The 19,987-nt window shown below is 66.6% G+C and carries 14 protein-coding genes; 6 read left to right on the forward strand and 8 right to left on the reverse strand.

Going from position 1 to position 19,987, the window contains the following annotated elements:
- Positions 1 to 60: 60 nt before the first annotated feature.
- The 3 genes from ACIBW7_RS04690 to ACIBW7_RS04700 are packed head-to-tail and all read right to left on the reverse strand — an operon-like array spanning position 61 to position 5,560.
- The gene (locus ACIBW7_RS04690; RefSeq protein ID WP_397044011.1) at positions 61 to 783 is read right to left on the reverse strand and encodes a cyclase family protein; all 723 of its coding nucleotides are present in this window, start codon (positions 781 to 783) and stop codon (positions 61 to 63) included.
- Positions 780 to 3,008, reverse strand: coding sequence for a serine/threonine-protein kinase (locus tag ACIBW7_RS04695; RefSeq protein WP_397044013.1), 2,229 nt, complete (start codon positions 3,006 to 3,008; stop codon positions 780 to 782). Before ACIBW7_RS04695 ends, ACIBW7_RS04690 begins: the two co-directional genes overlap by 4 nt.
- Positions 3,005 to 5,560: a protein kinase gene (locus ACIBW7_RS04700; protein ID WP_397044015.1), complete on the reverse strand. Its 2,556-nt coding sequence runs from the start codon at positions 5,558 to 5,560 to the stop codon at positions 3,005 to 3,007. The genes ACIBW7_RS04695 and ACIBW7_RS04700 overlap by 4 nt, the downstream gene beginning before the upstream one ends.
- Positions 5,561 to 5,955: 395 nt before the next feature.
- Here ACIBW7_RS04700 and ACIBW7_RS04705 point away from each other — a divergent pair, with 395 nt between their 5' ends.
- On the forward strand, positions 5,956 to 7,320 hold the full coding sequence (locus ACIBW7_RS04705; RefSeq protein WP_397044226.1) for an amidase: 1,365 nt from the start codon (positions 5,956 to 5,958) through the stop codon (positions 7,318 to 7,320).
- A 730-nt stretch (positions 7,321 to 8,050) separates the two neighbouring features.
- Here the strand turns inward: ACIBW7_RS04705 and ACIBW7_RS04710 are convergent.
- The 3 genes from ACIBW7_RS04710 to ACIBW7_RS04720 all read right to left on the reverse strand — a co-directional run bounded on the left by ACIBW7_RS04710 (position 8,051) and on the right by ACIBW7_RS04720 (position 11,810).
- Entirely contained in the window at positions 8,051 to 8,941 is an 891-nt protein-coding gene (locus ACIBW7_RS04710) for a LysR family transcriptional regulator (protein WP_397044017.1), read from the reverse strand.
- A 437-nt stretch (positions 8,942 to 9,378) separates the two neighbouring features.
- Complete coding sequence (locus ACIBW7_RS04715; RefSeq protein ID WP_397044228.1) at positions 9,379 to 10,194, reverse strand: SDR family oxidoreductase; 816 nt, start codon at positions 10,192 to 10,194, stop codon at positions 9,379 to 9,381.
- 92 nt (positions 10,195 to 10,286) lie between these two features.
- Complete coding sequence (locus ACIBW7_RS04720) at positions 10,287 to 11,810, reverse strand: aldehyde dehydrogenase family protein (protein ID WP_397044230.1); 1,524 nt, start codon at positions 11,808 to 11,810, stop codon at positions 10,287 to 10,289.
- Positions 11,811 to 12,109: 299 nt separating this feature from the next.
- On the opposite strand from ACIBW7_RS04720, the gene ACIBW7_RS04725 reads away from it, so the two are divergent.
- On the forward strand, positions 12,110 to 13,402 hold the full coding sequence (locus ACIBW7_RS04725) for a PucR family transcriptional regulator (RefSeq protein WP_397044019.1): 1,293 nt from the start codon (positions 12,110 to 12,112) through the stop codon (positions 13,400 to 13,402).
- An 11-nt stretch (positions 13,403 to 13,413) separates the two neighbouring features.
- Here the strand turns inward: ACIBW7_RS04725 and ACIBW7_RS04730 are convergent, their stop codons facing one another.
- A complete protein-coding gene (locus tag ACIBW7_RS04730) occupies positions 13,414 to 13,674 on the reverse strand; it encodes a DUF2277 domain-containing protein (protein ID WP_397044021.1) in 261 nt (86 codons plus the stop codon).
- Positions 13,675 to 13,783: 109 nt separating this feature from the next.
- Between ACIBW7_RS04730 and ACIBW7_RS04735 the strand changes: the two genes are divergently transcribed.
- The gene (locus ACIBW7_RS04735; protein WP_364392677.1) at positions 13,784 to 14,617 is read left to right on the forward strand and encodes a DUF1266 domain-containing protein; all 834 of its coding nucleotides are present in this window, start codon (positions 13,784 to 13,786) and stop codon (positions 14,615 to 14,617) included.
- Here ACIBW7_RS04735 and ACIBW7_RS04740 read toward each other — a convergent pair.
- Positions 14,597 to 15,544, reverse strand: a complete 948-nt coding sequence (locus ACIBW7_RS04740; protein WP_397044024.1) for a hypothetical protein — start codon at positions 15,542 to 15,544, stop codon at positions 14,597 to 14,599. The genes ACIBW7_RS04735 and ACIBW7_RS04740 overlap by 21 nt on opposite strands.
- Positions 15,545 to 15,900: 356 nt before the next feature.
- Here ACIBW7_RS04740 and ftsH point away from each other — a divergent pair, with 356 nt between their 5' ends.
- The 3 genes from ftsH (at position 15,901) to folP (ending at position 19,980) form a co-directional block, all read left to right on the forward strand.
- Positions 15,901 to 18,282, forward strand: coding sequence for an ATP-dependent zinc metalloprotease FtsH (gene ftsH / locus ACIBW7_RS04745; protein WP_397044026.1), 2,382 nt, complete (start codon positions 15,901 to 15,903; stop codon positions 18,280 to 18,282).
- A 199-nt stretch (positions 18,283 to 18,481) separates the two neighbouring features.
- Positions 18,482 to 19,072 carry a GTP cyclohydrolase I FolE gene (gene folE, locus ACIBW7_RS04750; RefSeq protein WP_397044233.1) on the forward strand — a complete coding sequence of 197 codons (591 nt, stop codon included), beginning with the start codon at positions 18,482 to 18,484 and terminating at the stop codon, positions 19,070 to 19,072.
- Positions 19,073 to 19,152: 80 nt separating this feature from the next.
- The gene (gene folP / locus ACIBW7_RS04755) at positions 19,153 to 19,980 is read left to right on the forward strand and encodes a dihydropteroate synthase (RefSeq protein ID WP_397044027.1); all 828 of its coding nucleotides are present in this window, start codon (positions 19,153 to 19,155) and stop codon (positions 19,978 to 19,980) included.
- The last annotated feature ends 7 nt before the right edge of the window (positions 19,981 to 19,987 follow it).

The following is a 19,987-nucleotide window of genomic DNA, read 5'->3' on the forward strand; positions in this document are numbered from 1 at the left end:
AGCGAACGCAGTGAGTGCACAAAAAACACAGCCGCCCAGCGGTTATGCCGGAGAAGGGCGCTAGCGAGACGCAGGCATAACCGCGAATATCGTTGCGGGCGAACCGGACCCACCGCTGTACAGTGCACCGCCGACCAGTACCCAGGCGCCGGTGACGGGTAGTTGGGCGAGATTCGCCAGACATTCCAAGCTGATCCGATGTTCGCGATACAGCAGCTTCGACACCTCATAGGTGTCGTCGGTCCCCAGATCGGGTCCGAACGTATCGATGCCGAGCGCGCCGCGCCGCCCCAGTCGCCCGGTCCGCAACAGCCATTTCACCGTCTCGACCGCGAATCCCGGTTGATGATCGGCACTTTCGCCGGTTCCGATGAATTCCGGCGTCCCCCATTTCTCATCCCACCCGGTCCAGGCCACCACCGCCGACCCGTCGGGTATCCGCCCGTGCCGACCCTCCCAGTCCCGCAGATCACCGATATCGATCGCGTAATCCCGATCGTTCGCACATTGGTCGCGCACATCGATCTTCACCGCGGGCAACATGAGATCGTCGAGATCCAATTCGTCGGCGGCCAGTCCGTCGGCATGGAAGTGGATCGGTGCGCCCCAATGGGTTCCGGTGTGCTCGCCCTGCTGGATATAGCGCAGGTAATAACCGTCGTTCGCGACCGTCGCGACAATATCGGTCCGGAATTCGGGATCGCCGGGAAACAGCGGCGCCGTCGCCGGATCGTGGACATGGGAAAGGCTGACCAGCCGTCCGAACGGCCGCGAGCCGGTCATCGCTTCCGCTGCGGAATCGCACGCGCCAAGGCCAGCAGATCGGCCTCGAGCATCCGGAACAACCGATAGGTGAGCACGAATGCCAGGATGCCACCCACGCTGAGCACCCGGACCGAAACGATCACCAAATCCAGATCGGCGGGCTCGACGAAGGTCGCGCTGGCCACGCCGAGCAGCGGCACCGACGCGGCGACGCCCAGATAGAAGTTTCCGCGCTTGGCGAGTTTGCGCAGCTGCTCCTCGTCCTCGGCGCCGATACCACCGCGCACAAGCAGCTGTGGATAAATCGAACGCACCGCGTAAACCATGATCGGGAAGAACGGATACGCCAGCGCGATCGCGGCGCACACCACTTGGGCGGCGAAGAAATGCAGAAAGGTCGCGCGCGGTAGCTCGACTCCGAAGAAGACCGGCGCCAAAGGCCACACCAGCCCGGCGAGCAGCCAGAACGCGAACGGCACCCAGACCGCCCAGTCACCCATCTGCAGGGTGTCGCGCCGGGCGGCGGCCAGGGTGCGCGGGGAGTATTCGCGACCGCGGGCCAGGCGGAATCCGATGGTCAGCGGGCGGCGAGTGAGGAAGAGCAGCAGTAATCCGGCGAGCGGAAAGGCGATGAGATTTGTGATCAGGCCGCCCGTGGCGAATCGTTCCTGGTCGGTCGCCGACATCCGATCGATGATCAGTGAGTTGTTCAGGTTGATGTTGTAGACGCTGGCGAGGAAATTCGGCACGCCGACGCACAACGTGAGGATCGGTATCAGCCAGCCTCGCGACCGGTACGCCACGCTGGTCGGCGCCGGATCGACCAGTTCCCTGGCGCGCTCGTCGAGGCACAGATCCAGTTGCGCGGCGAGTTCGGCGCCATTGCGCCAGCGGCGCTGCGGATCGGCCCGCAGACATTCCAGCAGCACCCGCCGCAGCGCGCTCGGGGTGTCCGCGGGCAGCGTATCCGTGGTGACGCCGCGCTCGCGCAGGGCGACCATGGTCGCGATGGTTTCGGCGCGGGCGTCCGGATCGGCGGGGATCGGCGGATCGTCGAACGGCATCGCGCCGGTGAGCATTTCCCACAGCAGCGCGCCGAGGGAGTAGATATCGCTGCTCGGGCCGGGCGGCGGTGCGGCCGGATCGAGGAGTTCGGCGAGTCGTTCGGGGGAGCGGTACGGCAGCGAATCCGGTTCGGCGGCCAGCGGATTCGCCGCTGTGCGAGGTGCCGCCGTGCGCGCGGCGAAATCGGCGAACTTGGGAATGCCCTCCGCGGTGAACAGCACATTCGCCGGTTTGATATCGCGATGCAGTACGCCGTGCTGCTCGGCGTAATTGAGCGCGTCGGCCAGTCGTCGGCCGATCCAGGCCACCGTCTCCGGCCAGCTGAGTGCGGCGATTTCGGCGCGCACACTCGAATCCGACGGCCGGATCTCGCCCTTGGCCTCCATGGCGGCATCGACGGCGCGCAGCAGCAGGGCGCCGCCTTCGGATTCCGGGCCACGCCGCCGCTCGGCGAGCACTCCGGCCGCCGTACCGCCGGGCAGGTACTGCATGTAGACCAGCCGGGTCGATGCGGGAGCCTCCGGAGTCGCGGCTGTGACCAGGCGCTGATCGAAAACGCGCACCAGATGCGGATGATCCAGTTGCGCCATGCTGTGCCCGCCGGCCACGCCGCCCGCCGAAAGCCGCACGGCGACAAGACGTTGCATGGAACGCTGCCTGGCGAGGAAGACCCGGCCGAGGGTGCCGGAGCCCAGATCGGTGAGCAGATCGAAGTCATCGATCCGATGCCCCGGCGCCAGACCCGCGACCAGCTCGGCACCGCGTTCCATATCGGCCGCAGTATCGTCGTCGGCGTAAACGGCCAGCCGCGCGCGCACATCCTGCGCCAGCTCCGGATATTCGGCGAGGAAATCCGCCAGTTCCAGCGAGCCGTACCGGCGTCGGGCCAGGAACTCCTCGCAGAGCAGATCGACCAATTCCGCACTGTGCTCGACTTCGGGAAATTCCTTGCGGTACTCGGCGATGCGTTTGCCGAGGCCTTCGCGATCCCAGCGGTGGCGCAGATCGATGCGAACCAGATCGGTGAGTACCGCCAGCCGCACCTGGGTGCCGTCGGGGACGTACTCGGCGATCGGAGGTGGTTCGGTCCGCTCGCCACACAGGCAGTGCTGCCAATCTTCGGTAAATCTGGTTATGGGGTCGGTCTCGCCTCGGTCCGCGAAATCGGCAGCTGTCACGATCGCGACTCCGGCACGGCCCGCCTGCCGCGCTCCCGGTCCGCCGAAACATGTTCGCGGTCAAGGGAGTCCGCCGGCGCGACGACCCGCTCCAGCGCACGCAGATCGGCCTCCAGCGCCCGGAAGAGCAGGTAGGAGCCGATGAACGCGAGGATGCCGCCCACACAGAGCACGCGCACCGCGGCGATCACCATCGGAATATCGTCGGGCGGCAGGAAGGTCACGCCCGCCACCGCGAGCAGCGGCACCGAGGCCGCGACCGCAAGGTACCCGTTGGCGCGCCGATCCAGACCGCGCAGCCATACCGCGTCCTCGGTACTGATCTCTCCGTGCCGCAGGAAGATCGGATAGATGCAGCGGACCATGAAGAAGCACACCAGGAAGAACGGGTACGCCATCGCGATAGCGCCGCACACCACGATCGAGGTGAGGAAGTGCACCACCGCGCGGGCGGGCACATCCCCGGCCGCCAATTGCAGCGCGATCGGGAAGGTGAATCCGGCGAGCACCCACAGCGAGAAGACCACCCACACCGCTCTGTCACCGAACAGCAGCGAATCCGCCCTGGCCAGCCGCAGCGTCTCGGCATCGTAGCGGCGGTGGCGGCGCAGCCCGTGCGGCACCGTGAGCATTCTTCGGGACATGTAGAGGATCAGCGCCGCGCCGAGCGGGAAGAAGATTCCGTTCACCACGGTGGTGATGATCATGAAGGTGCGCCCGGCGTCCTCGGGGAGCCGGTCCACGATCAGATGCTGGTTGTGCTGGATGTTGTATGCCGAGGCGAGGATATTCGGGATGCCGATGGCCAGCGACACGATCACCAACCGCCACGACCGCAACTTCAGTCGCCAACTGCCGGGCGGCGGGTCGACCAGATCCCTGGCCCTCGCGTCCATGCACAGGTCGAACTGCTTGGCCAGCACCCCGCCATTGGCCCAGCGCCGTGTCCGATCCGATTCCAGGCAGGTCAGCAGCACCCGCCGCAGCGCCGCCGGGCAATTCGCCGGAACTCGTTGCAGCGCACTGCCATCCACCCCGACGGTGCGCCGTTCCAGCATGCCCTCCAGCGCCGTATCGTCGCCCTGGTCGCCCGCGGTGGAATCGTCGAACGGTTTCGCACCGGTGAGCAATTCCCACAGCACCACGCCGAGGGAGTAGATATCGGAGCGGGTGTCCAGATCCTCGGCCGTGCGCTCGCGGCCGGGATGGCAGGCCTCCAACTGTTCGGGCGACATATACGCCAGTGAGCCGCCGAAATAGGCCACCGGACTGGTGCCCGCCACATTGCGGCTGAAGCTGATATTGAAATCGGCCAGTTTCGGCACCGCCTCCGCGGTGAGCAGGATATTGGCCGGTTTCACATCACGGTGCAGTACGCCGTGCGCGGAGGCGTAGTCCAGCGCCTCGGCCAATCTGCGGCCAAGCCAGGCCACGGTTTCCGGCCAGCTCAGTCCGGCGATCTCGGCGCGCACGCTGGAATCGGTCGGGCGGATTTCGCCCTTCTCCTCCATGGCCGCGTCGACCGCGTCGAGCAGCAGGTGTCCGCTGCGTTCGGCGGGTGGGGTCGCGCGCGCCCAGCGCAGCACGCCGAGCAGGGTGCCGCCGGGCAGGAACTGCATGTACAGCAGCCGGAGTCGGCGCATGGCCGGATCGCGGGCATCGTCGGAGCCGAGCAGCCGCTGATCGAAGACGCGCACGATGTAGTCGTGGTCGAGTTGGGCCAGGGTCTGCGGTTCGGTGCCGTGGTCGGCGGAGATCTTCACCGCGACCAAGCGCTGTAGTGATCGCTGCCTGGCCAGGAATACCCGGGCGAAGGCGCCGCTGCCGAGTCCGGTGAGCAGGTCGAAGTCGTCGATGGACTGGCCGATCTCGATCCGGTCGAGGGCGTCGAATTTCCCCGGACCGGTACCGACCGTGGTCGGAATGGCGGTCGCCGTCTCGGTTGCGTCGACGGTGGCGCGAGTCACCTCAGTATTACGGCCGGACTCCTGGGTTCGGTTCAGCCCGATGGTTTGATCGGCTCGGACGGTTCGGCTCAGTTCTGCTGCCGCGCGGGTATTGGCGAACTCGGTCAGGACCGAATCCTCGAGCGTCGCCCGGCGGGTGCTCTGGTCGATGTCGTCGGCATTGAGCAGCGCGCGCAATTCCGCCGCTTGTTCCGGATATTCCCGCAGATAATCCTTCGGATCGACACGTTCACCGCTGTGTCTGCGGATGACGAACTCTTCGTACACCAAACCGGCCGGAATGCCGCCCGGTTCGAGTTCCGGAAACTCGGCGCAGTAGTCGAAAAGCCGTTTGCGCGGCGTCGGCGTCTCGGGGAGCCGGATCCAGCGATGTCGCAGGTCGACGCGGATCAATTCGATCAGGGCGGCCCGGCGCAGGGATTCGGCATCGGGCAGAAAGTCGGCGATCTCCGGTGGCCGGCGCGCCGATTCCCATGCGGTCGAGAAGGCCTCGACCACATCGTTGTCGGTATGCGTCTCGCCCCAGTCTCTGGTCGGCTCGGTGTCGAGATCGGTTCGGTGCGTATTTTCGGGATCAGCACTCATTTTCGGACCTACCTGCTGAGCGGATCTCGAGTATCCGCAGTGGCCGTTCGGTGGATGTGCCGCTGAATTTCCGCCACACCCGACGCCATCGTCCCCCGAGCAGTAATCGAAATGATAACTTGCGCCACAACAGCGGATCACCCGATTTCGACAACCATGCGACGGGAAAGAACCAGCACATGAACAAGACGGCGCGAGCGACGGGCGCTGAAGTAGCCGAGCGCGACCACGGAACAACCCGGGAACAGCGCCGTAAATCGAATACCGTGACGGCCGCGGATCCGACAGCGACGGATTCGACCGCTCCGGAGGCTGCTGAAGCCCCGGAGGTGCAGGCCGCCCGTGGGGTCGCGGTGGGCGGGACCGACGCCGTACATGCTTCGATGGATTCCAGCATGCCACGTGAATCCGGCCTGTCACGAGGTCCGGCGGCGGCAATCGCGGCGAGTGTGCGTGACGGCTCGCTGACGCCGACGGAAACCGTCGACACCGCCCTGGATCTGATCGCCGCGGAGAATCGAAAGACGAATGCGTTCACGGTCGTTCGCTCCGCTAAGGCACGGGCCGAGGCACTCGCGCTGGAACAGCGTTCCGATCTGGATCTGCTGCCGCTGGCGGGTGTGCCCATCGCGATAAAACACAACATCGCGGTCGAGGGTGAATCGACCCTCGCCGGTTCCACCGCGACCGATACCCGCCCGGCAACCGCCGACCACCCGGTGGTGCGCAGGCTGCGGGCCGCGGGCGCGGTCGTGGTCGGGCTGACCGCAGTCCCCGAACTGGGACTGTGGGGCACGACCGAGAGCGAGGGGCGCATCAGTCGCAACCCGTGGAATTCCGCCCGCAGCTCCGGTGGCTCGTCCGGCGGTTCGGCCGCGGCCGTGGCGGCCGGCATGGTGCCGGTGGCGCACGGCAACGACGGGCTCGGTTCGGTGCGCATTCCCGCGGCCTGCTGCGGGGTGTTCGGGATCAAGCCGGGGCGGCATACCGTACCGGCCGAGGTCGGCGTCGATTCCTGGTCCGGGATGGTCGAAAACGGTGTGCTCGCAACGACAGTCGGTGATGCCGCGCTCATGCTGTCCGTGCTGGCCGCGCGCCCGGACCTAGCCGAGTTGGAGCCGCCGGGCCGACTACGCATCGGGCTGGCCGTGGCGCCACCGTCCCGGATGTTCCGGGTCGATCGGCACTGGACCGCGGCGGCCCGTACCGCTGCTTCGGCCGCCGCCGCGGCCGGGCACCTGGTGGAATCGGTGACACTGCCCTACGGCGAATCGCTCGTTTCGGTCGGCCTACGCTGGTTGGCATCCGGCGCGCGGGAGGCCGCGAATCTCATCCGCCCCGAACGTCTGCAGCGGCGCACCCGCCGCCACATCGCACTCGGTCGGCTGGTCCAGCGGCTGCGGCTGGTACGCCCGGCCCAGGTGGACCGGGTCGAGGCGCAACTGTTGGACTTCTTCGAGCGCTACCACGTGGTGATCACCCCGACGCTCGCCGCGCCGCCACCGCGCGCCAGGGCCTGGCACACCCTGGGTTGGCTCGTGAATGTTGTTATCAGCGCCCGGTATTCACCGTTCACACCGCTGTGGAATCTTGTCGGCTGGCCCGCCGCGTCGATCCCGATGGGAATGCACCCGAGATCCGAAACACCGGTCGCCGCCCAACTCACGGCACCGCCCGGCAGTGAATCGATCCTGCTGCGCCTCGCGGCTCAACTCGAGTCGATCCACCCCTGGAAGCGAACGGTGAACGACTGTGTCTAATGGCCGCGCCTTCGGCGCGGCGGGTTCGCGGCCCCCGGGTGTCTCGCGTCCGAGTCGTCGAGACTTGCGACTTCGTCGCATGCGCTTCGACGACTCGGACGCGAGACGGGCCGCGAACGGTCGCTCGTAAGACTCGCTCCGTGGTGGTCGCCGAGGGCGGATCGCTCGGCGCCTGATGGGTACGTGCCGGGCGGGCGGGGTCCGTGCCTGCGGGCGCATGCGCTTCGACGACTCGCACGCGAGACGGGCCGCGAACGGTCGCTCGTAAGACTCGCTCCGTGGTGGTCGCTGATGGTGGATGGCTCGGCGCGTGATGGGTACGTGCCGGGCGGGCGGGCCCCGGCGACTTCGTCGGATGCGCTTTGACGACTCGCACGTGAGACGGGCCGCGAACGGTCGCTCGTAAGACTCGCTCCGTGCTGGTCGCTGATGGCGGATCGCTCGGCGCCTGATGGGCACGCGCCAGGCGGGCGGGCCCCGGCGACTTCGTCGGATGCGCTTCGACGACTCGGACGCCAGACGGGCCGCGAACGGGTTGCTCGTAAGACTCGCTCCGTGCTGGTCGCTGATGGCGGATGGCTCGGCGCCGATGGGCACGTGCCGGGCGGGCGGGCCCCGTGCCTGCGTCGTCGCATGCGCTTCGACGACTCAGACACGAGACGGGCCGCGAACGGGTTGCTCGTAAGACTCGCTCCGTCGGGGCTGGGAGGAGCTTGAACGGGACGAGCGACTAACCCACGATCGCGGGCTGATGCTGGCCGGCGAAACCACCGTCGACCGCGCGGGCGGCGAATTCGAGGATGGTGGGTCGGTTGTCGTCGGCGCGCCAGGCGACCGCCAGTTCGCACGGGGCGAGTCCGGTGAGCGGTCGGGCGGTCAGACCCGGCCAGCGGTACATCGGCACGTTGTTCTCGGCCAGCAGGCAGACGCCGAGGCCGAGGCTCACGGCCTCCAGCTTGTCTTCGGGGGTCGCCGCCTCGGCGCCGATCTTGGGCTGACGGCCGTTGCGGGCATCGTTGCCGAGCCAGAAGTCGCGCACCGCGCCGGCCTCGGTGGGCAGTGCGATGAACGATTCGTCCAGCAGGTCGGCGAAGTCGATGGTGTCGTTGTCGGCCAGCGGATGGTTCTCCGGCAGCAGCACCCAGCGCGGCTCGGTGCGCAGCACCTGCCAGCGGTATCGGTTCGAATCGGGTAGCGGAAGCCAGACCAGGGCGAGGTCGGCCTGTCGACCGGCCAGACCACTGGACGGGTCGGTCCAGGAGGCGGCGTGCAGCGCCAGGCGGTGCCCGCTCGCGCTCTCCAGATCGTTGAGCAGTCCGCGGCCGAGCGCGGATTGGATGCCGACCCGCAGCACCTCACCCGCCTCCTGCAGGGAGACGTTGGTGACCTCCCACAGCTCCAGGATCTTGCGGGCGCCTTCGAGCAGCTCCTTACCCGCGACGGTCAGCGCGACGCTGCGCTGGTTGCGGTCGAACAGGACCACGTCGAGCTGGCGTTCCAGCTGACGAATCTGACGCGACAGGGTGGGTTGAGCGATGTGCAGCCGCTGAGCGGCGTTGGTGAAGTGCAGTTCCTCAGCGACGGCGACGAAATACCGCAGGTCGCGCAAATGCGGGTCCATAGCCCCTTGCTATCAGAATCAGTCCTGAATTTCCAGCCTATTAAGGCCGGAAAGTCTGGATATGGCAGCCGAAACAGTCGGCAGGTTTGTTAGACACAGCATATGGCTTGTCATGGTCATTTGCATCATCGACTCCGCGAATCTCCAGCACTCGCGGCTCGCGCTGCCGCGCGCAAGTTAGTTGGGCGTATGACCAGCAACGATGCGGCGCCGGGTGGGTCTGCGGACCGCGCCGTGGAAGTGTCGAAGTGTGGCCGGTCACTGTCGAGAGACCGGCTCGCAACGAGGGTGACGCCATTACGGGCGGGTTGAGTGATGTTAGTCACAATTGTGTTTGCCGTCTCGCTCGAACGGTCCGGAGACGGCCGTCCGGAGGATGTTCGGACGCGCGAAGGCGCCGGGGTCGATAACCCGACCACGGCGCCTTCGTCGACCGCTCAGAGGCTGCGTGCCCGATCCTCATATGCCTTGCGCTCGGCCACGTCCACATCGTCGAGGAAGGCGTTGCTCGAACCCAGCGCCCTGGCCAGTCCATCGGCCACCGGCTCGGGCAGCAGATTCACCAGCTGCGACAGGAATCCGGCCACCGCGGTGACCCGGACCTTGGACTTCGGCTCGGCGATCAGCCCGACGATCGCATCGGCGATCTCCTCCGGCTCGGCCGGACGCAACAGCTTCGGGCCGCTCACCCCGGAGCCGAGTTCGGTATTCGTCAGCGTCGGCAGCACCGAGGAGAACGCGACACCCGAACCCCGGTACTCCTCGCGCAGGGTGTCGGTGAAGCCGAGCACCGCATGCTTGCTGGCGTTATAGGTCGCCAGCCCCGGGATGTGCGTCTCGCCGGCGAGCGAGGCGATATTGATGATGTGCCCGCGCTTGCGTGCCAGCATGCGGGCCAGGCCCAGCTTGGAGCCGAGGATCACGCCGTAGACATTGATATCCAGAATGCGACGGGTGATCTGATCCGGCTCATCGGCGAATCTGCCGGTCGGCATGATGCCCGCATTGTTGATCAGCACGTCGATCGGGCCGACGGTGCGCTCGACCTCGTCGAGGAAGCTCTCGAACGAGTCGGGATCGGTGACATCGAGCCGTCCGTACAGTTCGAAATCGCGCGCGCTGCCGGACTCCTTGACCGTGGTCTCGTCGATATCGCCGATCGCGATCTTGGCGCCGAGCGCCTGCAGTGCGGTCGCCGTCGCCAGTCCGATGCCGCGCGCGCCACCGGTGATGACGACGACCTTCCCGTGAATCTTCGCCCCAGCTGTATTGGATTTGCGGAGCTCCCGGTGCCCTCCGTGGGGACGCTGCGCTGCCGCCTCCGGGCCCTTCGCTCGCTGCGCGGTCACTTGTTGTCTCCCTTGAGTTTCAGAATTGCGGCAATGTCGATGCGCCGCAGTCCGCGAGCTCCCGCGGCACGCATCGCGCCGAGCCCGAACAGCACCTTCGGCATCTGGTACGGGAACCAGAGCAGTTCCTTCTGCTGGGGCGGCAGGATCGGCGTGGTGATCGCCTTCTGCCTGCAGTACTTGCGAACTCCGTTCGGACCGCCCCAGCGTGCGCCGACGCCGGACTGTCCCCAACCGCCCATCGGCAGCGCGAAGCTGAACAGGTTGACGAAGACATCGTTGATATTCACCGCGCCGGCTTCGAGGGCACGCGCCACACGCTCGCCGCGCTCCTTATCGCCGGTCCACACCGAGGCCGACAGGCCGTAGATCGAATCATTTGCCAGCCGAACGGCTTCCGCTTCGTCGGCGACCTTGATCACCGGCAGGGTCGGGCCGAAGGTCTCCTCGGTAATGCAGGACATGGTGTGGTCGACATCGACGAGCACGGTCGGTTCGAACAGGGTGCCGACACCGGTGCGCTTGCCGCCGGTGGTCACCTTGGCGCCCGCTGCGACCGCCTCGTCGACATGGCGCTGCACGATCTGGACCTGGTTCTCGTTGGCCAGCGCGCCCACGTCGTATTTGGACTCGCGACCGTCGAGCCCCTGGCGCAAATTCTCGACCGCATCGGTGAGCTTGGCGACGAATTCGTCGTAAACCGGAGCCTCGACATACACCCGCTCCACCGAAATGCAGACCTGGCCCGAGTTGAACATGCCGCCGAAGGCGATGCCGTGCGCGGCCCGATCCAGATCCGCGTCGGCAAGCACAAGGGCCGGATCCTTACCGCCCAACTCCAGGCTGTAGGGAATCAACCGCTCGACACAGGCGGCGGCGATCTTGCGCCCGGTCGCGGTCGAACCGGTGAACTGGATGTAATCGGCATTCTCGACCACCGCGGCACCGGTCGCACCCGCACCGGTGACCACGGCGAAGACCGGCGGCGCACCGATTTCGGCCCAGCCCCTTGCCAATTCGATCGCCGAAAGCGGAGTCACCTCCGAGGGCTTGAGTATCACCGCGGCGCCGGCTGCCAGCGCGGGGATCACATCGATGACCGGCATGGCCAGCGGGAAGTTCCACGGCGTGATCACGCCGACCACCGGATACGGCTTGTACACCGTGGTCAGCTTCTTGACCCGGGCCAGCGGGCTGTGCGGCGAGGGATGGTCGTCGGCGAGGAACTTGCCCGCCCGGCGCGCGTAGTACCCGATGAGATCAGTCGAGAAGGCCGGGTCGATCAGCGCGTCCACGCGTGGTTTGCCGGCCTCGGCCTGCAGCACATCGGCCAGGTGCTCGGTGTTGTCGATGATCCAGTCCTGCAGCTTCAGCAGCCATTCCTTGCGACCGTCGGGGCCGATGGCCTCCCATTCGGGCTGGTACAGACGCAATTCCCGGATCTTGGCAGCGACCGCGTCGGCGCTCTCGTCCGGCACGGTGCCGACCACCGCGCCGGTGCCCGGATTGCGCACCTCGATCACTGCCGCAGCAGTGCCCGATTCGCGGCGCTCCCGGGTCGCTCCGTGGTCACGCTCCGCTACCGTCTCCGCGCCCGTCGCTCGCACCGCGGTATTTTTGGCCGTTGTCTTACGCGCAGTTTTCTGCTCGGCCGCGCCGGGCACCGTATCGGTCACGCTGTTCTCCCACTGACGTTGTGCTGATCACTGTGAATCAGTTCACTGACCTATGATCGTGGCACAAGATTCTTGGACTTTCTTGGCCCGATTTGTCAACGAATGAGGCAGTTTTTGTTCTCGAAGCACAATCCGGAGGTTTCATGACCACCGGCCGCCCGGCGGCGGTCAGCCCGAATAGCGCGGTGGTCCGCGATTGGCTGGCCGAATACGTCTACGAGACCATGCGCACCCGGGCTCTGGAACAGGTCGTCGACCGCCTCGACAACGCGATCATCGCCCATATCCCGGAACTCGCCGATCGCGATATGCGCCGCGACCTGGCCGCGAGCACCCGCGCACACGCGAGGGTGGTGCTGGCCAATCTCACCAGCGACACAATCGAATTCGCCCTGCCGGAGGAGGCGCACGCCTTCGCCAGAACCCTCGCCCGACGCGGTTACGATCTACGGCTGCTGCTGCGGACCTATCACGTCGGGCAGGAGGCGGTACTCGACTACATGACCGACGCCGTCGACGAACGGCAGCCGCCGCCCGAGATCGAGCGGGCGGTAATGCTGCGACTGTTCGAGCGTTCCACCAGGTGGGTCAGCATTTCGGTGGAGATGCTCACCGACACCTACATGGAGGAACGCGAGCGCGTCATGCGCGCCGCGCTCAACCGGCGCACCGAGATCGTGCGCGCCCTGCTCGCCGGTGACGAACTCGATATCGACCAGGCGTCGGTCCGGCTCGGCTACCGACTTGCCAAGCAGCACTTGGCATTTGTGCTGTGGACCGACGAGAGCACTGGTGAGCCGGATAGCGAGTCGAGCGGGCTGCTGGATCGGGTAGCGACGCGATTGGGCACGGCGCTCGGCAGTGGCCACGTGCTCACCGTGGCCTCCGGCGCGAGCGGCATGTGGGCCTGGGCGGGTTTGGACGACGACGCGCATGCCGCCGGATTAACGGTGCCCGGGGAGATCGAGCGAATCGTGCTCGGTCAGGTAGAGCCGCCGGTGCGGGCCGCGTTCGGGGTGCCCGCGCCGCACGCCGACGGGTTCCGGCAGAGCCATCACGAGGCCGTCGCGGCCAGGCACGTCGCCGAGCGCGGTCCGGCGGATCGAGCGCGGGTCACCGCATATCGCGAGGTGGAGATCGCCTATCTGGCGGGCGCCGACGACGCGGCCATGCGCTCTCTGATCGGGCGCGAATTGGGCGCGCTGGCGGGCCGTGATGTCAATGCCACACGACTGCGCCGGACACTGCACGCATATCTGAAAAGCCATCGCAGCCCGGAGACCACGGCGAAACTACTCGGTGTGCACAAGAACACGGTCCGCTATCGGATCCAGCGGATCGAGGAACTGCTCGGCCATCCGATCGAAGCGCGCAGTCTGCCGCTGGAGATCGCACTGGCCTGCGTCGCCACCTACGGCGCAGACGCCCTACCTTGAAACGCTACGAACTACTCCGCCTCCGCGACCTCGCGTTCGTGGCGTAGTGGCGGTTCGGTGACCGGTGCGACCCGCACATCCGGTAAATCCGCGAGCAATTGCGTGGTCGCTGCCGCGATGGCGTTCACCGCCTTGTCGACGGCTGCCTTGGTTGTGGTGCTCAGGCCGGACACGCCACCGACCGTACGCACATACTGCAGTGCGGCAGCATAGATTTCCTGCTCGGTAGGCGCAGGATCCAGGCCACGAAGGAGGGTGATGTTGCTACTCATGGGAGCACACTACTGCCCATGGTCGGGGTAAGGCAGGCCAAGAAACAGATCCGACAAAGCCGAGCGATTACACAGGTCCATCCAAGATCGATGGTGAACAATCGGGGGTATGCCTGCCCGCGGTGTACCCACCTTGACAACATTCCCCTACGACGAGCTCGACAAGCGGGAAGAGGACCACTGGTCCGGCGCGGCGGTATCGGATGACGAACTGCGAGCCCTCGCACTCGGCGGCTTCTATTCGGCGCGCTGGGATGCCTTCCACGATGCGCTGCTGCTCGGCCCCGAGCGCGACCATCCGCTCGGTGACCGGCGCGAACTCGCCATCGATACGCTCACCGGCGCATGGGGTATCACGGACGGCACCGAGGCGCAGGCCTCCATGGAGCAACTGCTCGAAGGGATGCACGCGCCGCTGTACGCGATGGTGCATCCGCTGGTGATGGCATCGATCAATGCCAGTGAACGCGACCGGTTCGGTGAGCGTGCCGATCGGCACCGAGCCTTCCTGCGGCAGGTTGGCTCGTTTCGGGGGATGGACAATCCGGAGGCGCTGGTCCGCGATTACGACATCTGGTCGCAGGCGATCAAAATCGGTTTCACCGATCATCTGGCCCGCCCGCTGCCCAGCGATATCCATGCCTGGGATCTGGCCCGGGTGGTCGCGGTGGCCCGAATGGCCTTCACCGCGGGTTATCTCGACGCCGAGTTGGCCTGGGATTATCTGATGCGGGCACTGCCGCTGGCCCAGCGCAAATACCAGAATTGGCGCCAATTCGGCGATGCCTACCTGACCGGCTGGACCTACTGGCAGGCCTGTGAGGATCTGGCCGAACTCAAGAACGGCGGCGTGGATCGGCGCATGGAACTGCTGCGCCTGTGGTTGCGTCCGACCAGCCCGTGGCGGCGGATCACGCTGCAATCAGTGCCCGTCGGGGAGTGAGCGCAGAATCCCGCGGCCATAGCGCTGGAACTGGCCGTCATCGACCATGCCGAGGGAATGCCGCTCCACCAGCAATTCCCATTCGGAATAAAGCTGGGCGACGCCTGGATCGGCCGGACCGACCGCGCTGTCGGCCGAATCGCGCCGGACGGCGAAATTCACCGCACAGGTGACCCGCTCGGTATCGGCCCGATCGGTGCCGGTGAAATGCAACGTGACGTTTCCGTCGTGCACATCGATGCCGGTCTCGCCACGCAACGAGCCGATCTCACCGGGTGTCGTCATGGCGCCGTCGATGGTGCGCGCCCACATGACGACCGGAATGGGTAGCTCGTGGGCGTACCTGTCGCCGGGGCCGATGGAGATGAACAGCAGCCGTCCGGTGGTCGCGGCCAGCAGGCCGGGGCCCGTGCCCGCGGGTGGATGCGCCACCACGATGGCGGTCTCCAGCACGTATTCGTCGACGGTGACATAGCGATGCAGAGCGGCTATAGCAGCCTTGGCTTCACGCTTGGGGGCCATCCGCCGCACGGCTCGATCGACATCGGCTCTGGTCGGGCCGCTCTTACCCCATTGCGGGGCGGGCGGCTGTAAATCGGGTGCGGCCACATCGATGCGCTGACCGGCCAGGATCTGACCGTTGATGCGCTCGACGATTTCGGCGGCCGCGGGGAAATCGTGTTCGGCTATCAATACCGGTAGCGGGGTGCGGTCGGCTGGGACGCCGGTGAGCACGGGCGTGGGATAACGCAGATAGATCTCGATGACGACGGCATCGTCGGCGCGACGGTTCAGCCGAACCTTGAGCAGATCGGTGACCGGCACATCCAGGACGCGCTCGCCTTCGCTGCCCGGGCGTAGAACGATCAGTCGTCCACGGCCGTGCCGCAGTATCGCTGTGGGTGTCCGTAGCTCAACTATGTCCATACCCCCTGCGCTCTGTTTGATTCGCCGTGCTCCCGGGGCCCTACGTGGTTACGCAAGCTACCGCCTTCGGGCCCGTCGCTCGCACCGCGGCTATGTGTCGTCGCTCACGATAGGCCGAACATGACATGATTGTGACCACTTGGCGTAACCCGACCGGAGACTTCGGGAACCACGGACGTTCCCCGACCGTTTACCTGTCGAACTACACCAGCTGCCGAACTGCGCGATGTATCGACTAGACCGTACGCGGTAACGTGGCATGTCCGCATCCGAACTACCGGACGGGACGCGCCCGACGCCACGCTAGGCATGCACCGGAGACACCCGGAAAGGACTGGCCGCCCGGCCTAAGCTCTATGAACCGCAAGACTGTGTTTCGCACCCTGGCCATAGTCTCGGGCATTTTGCTCGTGATCTATGCGTTCAGCTATTTCGGCAATGACACGCGCGGCTGGAAGAGCGTCGATACCTCGGTGGCGTTGAGTCAGCTGAACGACAAGAGCAACGTCAAGAACGTCCAGATCGACGATCGCGAGCAGCAGCTGCGCATCGAGCTGAACAACGGGAACGACGCCACTTCCGGCTCCAAGAAGATCATTGCCAAGTATCCGGGCGGCAGTGAGACCTCCAATCAGGTCTTCGACACTGTGCAGAAGTCCGGCGCACCGTTCAACACCGTGGTCAAGCAGGACAGCTGGTTCACCCAGATCCTGCTGTTCGTGCTGCCGATGGTGATCTTGTTGGGCCTGTTCATCTTTGTGATGTCGCGCATGCAGGGCGGTGGTCGCGGCGGCATGATGGGCTTCGGTAAATCGAAGGCCAAACAGCTGTCCAAGGACATGCCAAAGACCACCTTCGCGGATGTGGCCGGCGCCGACGAGGCCGTCGAAGAGCTCTACGAAATCAAGGACTTCCTGCAGAACCCGGTCCGCTACCAGGCCCTGGGCGCGAAGATCCCGAAGGGCGTGCTGCTCTACGGCCCGCCCGGTACCGGTAAGACCCTGCTGGCGCGCGCCGTTGCGGGCGAGGCCGGGGTGCCGTTCTTCACCATCTCCGGTTCGGACTTCGTCGAAATGTTCGTCGGTGTCGGCGCCTCCCGCGTGCGCGACCTGTTCGAACAGGCCAAGCAGAACAGCCCGTGCATCATCTTCGTCGACGAGATCGACGCGGTCGGCCGCCAGCGCGGCGCCGGCCTCGGCGGCGGCCACGACGAGCGCGAGCAGACCCTGAACCAGCTGCTCGTCGAGATGGACGGCTTCGGTGATCGCACCGGCATCATCCTGATCGCCGCGACCAACCGCCCCGACATCCTCGATCCGGCGCTGCTGCGGCCGGGCCGCTTCGACCGGCAGATTCCGGTCAGCAATCCGGATCTGGCCGGACGGCGTGCCATCCTGCGGGTGCATTCGCAGGGCAAGCCGATCTCACCCGAGGCCGATCTCGACGGTCTGGCCAAGCGCACCGTCGGCATGTCCGGCGCGGATCTGGCCAATGTCGTCAACGAGGCCGCTCTGCTCACCGCCCGTGAGAACGGCGCGGTGATCTCCGGCGAGCAGCTCGAGGAATCGGTGGACCGCGTCATCGGTGGTCCGCGCCGTAAGAGCCGCATCATCAGCGAGCACGAGAAGAAGATCACCGCCTACCACGAGGGCGGCCACACCCTGGCCGCCTGGGCGATGCCGGATATCGAACCGGTCTACAAGGTCACCATCCTGGCCCGCGGCCGTACCGGCGGCCACGCCATGACGGTGCCCGAGGACGACAAGGGCCTGATGACCCGCTCGGAGATGATCGCCCGCCTGGTCATGGCGATGGGCGGCCGCGCGGCCGAGGAACTGGTGTTCCACGAGCCGACCACCGGCGCGTCCTCGGATATCGACCAGGCCACCAAGATCGCGCGCGCGATGGTCACCGAATACGGCATGAGCGCGCGGCTGGGCGCGGTGCGCTACGGCCAGGAGCAGGGCGACCCGTTCCTCGGACGTTCGATGGGCATGGGTTCGGATTACTCGCACGAGGTTGCCGGTGCCATCGACGAGGAGGTGCGCAACCTCATCGAGGCCGCGCACACCGAGGCGTGGGCCATCCTCAACGAGTACCGCGATGTGCTCGATGTGCTCGCCACGGCGCTGCTGGAGCGGGAGACGTTGCACCGCAAGGATCTCGAGGAGATCCTCGCCGCAGTGGACAAGCGTCCGCGCATCACCGCATTCAACGATTTCGGCGACCGCGTGCCGTCGGATAAGCCGCCGGTGAAGACCCCGGGGGAACTGGCCGCCGAACGCGGCGAGCCGTGGCCCCCGCAGGCGCCGGCGCTGCCGAAGCTGCCGCAGCGTGAACCTGCCGCGGCCAATGGCTATCCGGACGGCGGTTATCAGGAACCGCGCTACGGCGGCGGTCACCCCCAGCAGCCCGCACCTGGTTACCCGTTGCCGCAGGCACCGTCCCCGGCTTACCCGCGACAGGGCGCGACGCACGGCTCGCGGCCGGATTACGGTGCTCCGGCCGGGTGGTCGGCACCGGGCTGGCCGCCCCGCGACGAGCCGCAGCAGCAGTCGGGTCAGCCCGGCTACGGCGGCTGGCAGGGCGAGCCGCCGCCGCGCCACGGCTACCCGCAGCCGCAGCAGCCATGGGGTCAGCCGGGCCGCGGCAACGACGCCTATGACGAGCCCGCCAACGGCACCGGGAATAGCGAGGGCGAGAACCACGATTGGGATGGACCGAACGGTCGGCACTGACACGTGCCGATTAGGCTCGACCATCTGGGTGCGGGGAGATTGCTCGCGCCCGAGATTTTGGAGGTGTCCTCGATTGTCGGCCAACAATCACGTCGGTGGGCCCGGGCATGTGAACGGCGGTGCCGTTGCGAATGCCAGCGCTTTCGACGAATTCGACGAACCGGCCAAGTACAACGGTGCCGGCCCGGCTGGGCCGGATCTGATCGCACTGGAGACCGGCAGCCCATTCGATCAGGCCCGAGCCGAGGCCGCGATCCGAGAATTGCTGATCGCGGTCGGCGAGAATCCGGACCGGCCCGGCCTGATCGATACGCCCGCGCGGGTCGCCCGCGCATATCGGGAGATGTTCGCCGGGCTCTTCACCGAGCCCGATGCGGTGCTGAACACCACCTTCGACGAGGGGCACCAGGAACTGGTGCTGGTTCGCGATATCCCGCTGTATTCGACCTGTGAGCATCATCTGGTTTCCTTCCACGGCGTCGCGCACGTCGGCTACATTCCGGGCCCGCACGGCCGGGTGACCGGACTGTCCAAACTGGCCAGACTGGTCGATCTGTACGCCAAGCGTCCACAGGTGCAGGAGCGGCTGACCAGCCAGATCGTCGAAGCCGTCATGCGCAAGCTGGATCCGCGCGGTGCGATCGTCGTGATCGAGGCCGAGCACCTGTGCATGGCCATGCGCGGTATCCGCAAGCCCGGCGCCAGCACCACTACCTCCGCCGTGCGCGGTCTGCTGCAGTCCAACGCCTCCTCGCGGGCCGAGGCCCTCGATCTGATCCTGCGGAAGTGAGGCACCGCGCGGTGTCGACCCATGCCCCCGATCCCCTCCGGAGCAGTGTCGCGCCGCGCGATAGTCGCTCCTGTGTGGTGATGGGCGTCGTGAACGTCACCAGCGATTCATTCTCCGACGGCGGCCGCTATCTCGATCCGAGCCTGGCCATCGCGCACGGCATCGAGCTGTACGAGGCGGGCGCCGACATCATCGATATCGGTGGCGAATCGACCCGGCCCGGTGCGGTGCGGATCGACCCGGAAACCGAGGCCGCGCGGGTGGTTCCGGTCATTCGCGGCTTGGTAGCTGCCGGTGTACCGACCAGTGTGGACACCATGCGGGCCATTGTCGCCGAGGCGGCGATCGCAGCCGGAGTTTCGGTCGTCAACGATGTCTCCGGTGGCCGCGCCGATCCGGATATGGTGAAAGTTGTTGCGGCAGCAGAGGTTCCGTGGATCCTCATGCACTGGCGGGCGGGCGCGGACTATCGGCACACCGGTCCGGCCGACCACTACGACGATGTGGTCGCCGAGGTGCTCGACGAATTGACCGCGCAGGTGGACCTGGCTGTAGCGGCCGGTGTGGATCGGTCCCGGCTGGTACTCGATCCCGGTCTCGGTTTCGCCAAGAATGCCGAACACAATTGGGCGCTGCTCGGCGCACTGCCCGAATTGGTCGGCCACGGGCTGCCGATACTCATCGGCGCCTCCCGCAAACGATTCCTCGGCGCCCTGCTCGCCGATGCCGCGGGCCCGCGCCCGCCCGACGGCCGGGAGACCGCCACCGCGACGGTGTCGGCGCTGGCCGCCCTGCACGGGGCATGGGGTGTCCGCGTCCACGATGTGCGCGCCTCGCTGGATGCTATTGCCGTGACCGACGCCTGGCTGCGCGCCGCCCGAAACAGCACCCGAGGAGTCACTCTATGACGGCAGC

The sequence above is a fragment of the Nocardia sp. NPDC049526 genome (assembly GCF_044465765.1).
GTDB lineage: Bacteria > Actinomycetota > Actinomycetes > Mycobacteriales > Mycobacteriaceae > Nocardia.